This window comes from Achromobacter sp. 1011791174 (genome assembly GCF_059760925.1).
Window position 1 is genome coordinate 1 of record NZ_JCBANH010000187.1, and the last position, 3,168, is coordinate 3,168.

General features: G+C 69.2%; 4 protein-coding genes. 2 read left to right on the forward strand and 2 right to left on the reverse strand.

Translation table 11 applies throughout. From position 1 onward, the window contains the following. On the reverse strand, window positions 1–1,242 hold a 1,242-nt coding region (locus AC6LJ5_RS30140), incomplete at its 3' end, for an NAD(P)/FAD-dependent oxidoreductase (RefSeq protein ID WP_498142431.1). 328 nt (window positions 1,243–1,570) lie between these two features. Between AC6LJ5_RS30140 and AC6LJ5_RS30145 the strand changes: the two genes are divergently transcribed. Beyond that, a complete protein-coding gene (locus AC6LJ5_RS30145) occupies window positions 1,571–2,059 on the forward strand; it encodes a hypothetical protein (RefSeq protein WP_498142432.1) in 489 nt (162 codons plus the stop codon). 94 nt (window positions 2,060–2,153) lie between these two features. Here AC6LJ5_RS30145 and AC6LJ5_RS30150 read toward each other — a convergent pair whose 3' ends face one another. Continuing rightward, on the reverse strand, window positions 2,154–2,306 hold the full coding sequence (locus tag AC6LJ5_RS30150; protein WP_158658404.1) for a hypothetical protein: 153 nt from the start codon (window positions 2,304–2,306) through the stop codon (window positions 2,154–2,156). Between the two features lie 104 nt (window positions 2,307–2,410). Between AC6LJ5_RS30150 and AC6LJ5_RS30155 the strand changes: the two genes are divergently transcribed. Then, the gene (locus AC6LJ5_RS30155) at window positions 2,411–3,133 is read left to right on the forward strand and encodes a response regulator transcription factor (RefSeq protein ID WP_103276454.1); all 723 of its coding nucleotides are present in this window, start codon (window positions 2,411–2,413) and stop codon (window positions 3,131–3,133) included. The last annotated feature ends 35 nt before the right edge of the window (window positions 3,134–3,168 follow it).

A 3,168-nucleotide genomic window follows, 5' to 3' on the forward strand; every position in this document is an offset into this window, starting at 1 on the left:
GGGCCTGTCCGGCGCGTCCGGCGGCCCCGCGGCCATGTCCGGCGCCTCGCCCGTGATCAGGCTGGCCAGCAGCCGGCCGGTCACGGGGCCCAGCGTGAAACCATGATGCGCGTGGCCGAACGACAGCCATAGCCCCGCGTGGTTCGGCGCCGGGCCGATCACCGGACGCATGTCCGGCATGCAGGGCCGGCAGCCCATCCAGGGCTGCGCTTCCACCGCCGCGCCCAGCGGCACCAGCTGTCCCGCCAGCGCGCGGACCCGGCCGATCTGCACCGGCGTCGGCGGCGCGTCGCGCGAGGCGAACTCGGCGCCCGTCGTCAGGCGCAGTCCCAGCGTCATGGGCGTCATCACGAAACCATTGTCGATATCGGCCACCGGCCGCGTCAGCGCCGCGCCCCGTTCCAGCGCGAAATGCTGGTGATAGCCGCGCTTGACCGCCATCGGCACGCGATAGCCCAGCGGCCGGAGCACATCGGTGGACCAGGGGCCCAGCGCCACCACCGCCTCGCGCGCCCGCAGCGGGCCGTCGGCGGTGTCCACCCGCCAGCCGCCGCCATCCTGCCGCAGGCTGCGCGCGTCGCCGTTCACGAACACCCCGCCGCGCCGCTGCAACAGGGCCGCATAGCCGCGCGTGACCGCGCCCGGATCCGACACATTGACCGGGTCCAGCCAATGGACCGCGCCGACCATTCGTTCGGACAGGGCCGGCTCCAGCGCCGCCAGCGCCTTGCGGTCCAGCACCTGATGCTTCAAGCCGTACGACGACAGCGAGGCGGCCTCGGCGGCGGCCTGATCCAGGCCCGCCTGGCTGCGCGCGCCGTCGATCCAGCCCGTGCGGCGGAACAGGCCGGCGATGCCGGCCTCGTCCTTGAGCGCGTCATGCTCGGCCACGCTGCGCTCGATCAGCGGCAGCATGGCCCGCGCGGCCCGCGCCAGCCGCGACGGCGCCGAATGCCACCAATAGCGCGCCAGCCAGGGCGCAACGCGCGGCAGGAAGCGGGGGTGATAGCGCACGTCGGGCCGATTGTTCAGCGCGTAGCGCAGCAGGCTGCGCAGGTCGCGCGGAAAGGCATAGGGAATCACGCTGGCGCGCTCGATCAGCCCGGCGTTGCCGTAGCTGGTCTCTTCGCCGGGACCGCGCCGGTCCACCAACGTCACCGCGCGCCCGCGCGCGGCCAGGTGCAGGGCGACGCTCACGCCCACGATGCCGGCGCCCAGGACAATCACATCGGTATTTTTCATCGGCGCATGATGCCCCCGCGAATTCCATACGACAAGCCAGATGCTCCTCGCGCAATCCGCATGCGCCCGAACGCCGGTTTCCACCCGGCCGCGCACACGCCGTTACTTCATCATGCATTTGATACACTCAGTATCAATCGTGTGGTCCTCCAGGCGGACCTGAGCACGCCGCCATCGCGCCGGACCGTCCCGCGCATCCCCCGCCGCGGCGCGGGCGCGGCATGGAGATTTTTCCCCAAGAACGCTCAAGTTCATCCCCCCACGCGCCGTTAACCCGATACCGGGCAGCGGACGCCGCGGCGCCCGCCCCGCATTGATCAAGCCAGGCATGAACCGTACTACCCCCGCCACGGCCGCGGCCCAGGCCGCCGTCCGCCACAGCATCTTTATTTATACCGAGGAACAGCGGGGCAACCAGCTGGTCGAGTCCACGGTCATCGGCATGCTGTCCGACATATCCGGCTCGGACAAGCTGATCGTCGTGCAGGATCCGTTCAGCGGACTGAAGTTTATTTATCGCGTGGATCATGAAAGCAGCAATCTGGACGCCGCCGCCCTCACCGAACAGGACGGCTCGGCCTTCAACGGCAAACAGTCGGTGGAGATCAACGCCATGACCTACAAGCTGGGCACCGCGGACAACGCCATGAAATTGTTGCGCGGCAAGACGCACTGGATCCAGGACAAGGGCTCCGTGCTGTCGGTGCTGCTGCAGAATGCCGCGTCGCGCAAGACGCGTTTCGCGCCGCAGCGCATCGAACGCGACCGGATGCGCAAGATACCGCCGGGCGTGCCGATCGAACGGCTGCCCGGATGAAGACAGGAAGCGCCCGCCTTATCCACAGTTTCTGTGGATAAGGCGGGCGGCAAGCGCCGGCGGGCGGCCCTGCGCAGCCTGCTCGCCGGACTGGTCATTTTTTGAGCAATCCGGGACAATCCCGTTCATGGCCCGCAGGCTTGATTTTCGTCGCGTCGCCCCGGTGGCGTTGATGATATTCTCCGCTTGCGTCAAAACCGGAGCGCGTCGCGAGCGCGGCCCGGCTGCCATCGAGCGTGCGGGACATCCCAATCCAATAAATAAGAACGCAGGCATGAAAGGAGCGGAAAGAGTGTTTGCCATGGGAGCGCGTTACGCCACGTCGGCCACATCGCTAGCTTGTCCGGCGCCGTGACCATCATCATCGTCGACGATCACGGGGACTGGCGCGACACCATCGCCGAGTACATCCAGGAACTCGGCCTGGGCGAAGCCATCCTCACCGCGGGCTCTTTGTCCGAACTGGACCAGCTGCTGCTGGCCGTGACGCCGGGCATCCTGGTGCTGGACGCGATGCTGCCCGACGGCGACGGCCTGAGTCGCGTCTCGCATCTGCGCACCACCTATCCGGCCATGGGCATCATCATGCTGACCGGCCGCCTGCTCAGCGAGGACAAGGTCTCGGGCCTGAGCCTGGGCGCCGACCACTACCTGACCAAGCCCGTCAACCTGGCCGAGCTGGGCGCCACGCTGGTGTCGCTGTCGCGCCGCCTGCGGGTCGTGCCGTCGCCCGATCCCGCGCGCGCCGAAGGCGTGTGGCGCTTCGATCCGGCGCGTCGCCAGCTGCTGTCGCCGACGCGGGTCAACGTCGACATCACCGACACCGAAAGCCGCCTGCTCGGCGCGCTGATCCAGGCCGCGCCGCTGCCGCTGACGCGCGGCCGCCTGGTCGAGGCGCTGGGCGCCAGCGCCGAGGCCTACGATACCCACCGCCTCGATGCCCACATGCACCGGCTGCGCCGCAAGCTGCGCGCGCTGGCCGGCGGCGACATGGGCATACGCACGGTCTACGGCGTCGGCTACGTCTGCACCACGCCCGTGCAGATCGTGGGCGGCGTCAAGGCCAAGGCCTGAATCCGCGACACCCGCCACACCGCGATGCATCCCGC